Origin of the sequence: Vibrio marinisediminis, assembly GCF_014050145.1 — a bacterium.
GTDB lineage: Bacteria > Pseudomonadota > Gammaproteobacteria > Enterobacterales > Vibrionaceae > Vibrio > Vibrio marinisediminis.
Window position 1 is genome coordinate 1 of the sequence record NZ_JACFYF010000158.1, and the last position, 303, is coordinate 303.

Here is a 303-nt window from a genome sequence, read left to right on the forward strand (position 1 = left end):
TGAACGGTGTGATGAGCTACCGGATCCAGGGCCAGGCATTGATCCTGACCCTGGGCGTGGGGTTTGCCGTAGTGGGCGGTGCCCAGATTTTCACGAGCCTGGGGTCGCAGTTCTCGGGCACGGTCTTCAGCCAGGTGCCCGGGTGGTTTTCAAACATCGCCTCGATCAGCGGGACGACCTTCGGGCTGAAACTGCCGCCGGTCATCCTGATCTGGGCCGCGATTGCGGCAAGCCTGATCTTCTGGATCAACCGGACCCGTGCGGGCCGCGCGATCTATGCCATCGGCGGCAATAGGACGGCGG

At 63.7% G+C, this 303-nt stretch carries 1 protein-coding gene; it reads left to right on the forward strand.

What is annotated here, in order from left to right:
* On the forward strand, positions 1–303 hold a 303-nt coding region (locus tag H2O73_RS23780; RefSeq protein ID WP_497997512.1), incomplete at both ends, for an ABC transporter permease subunit.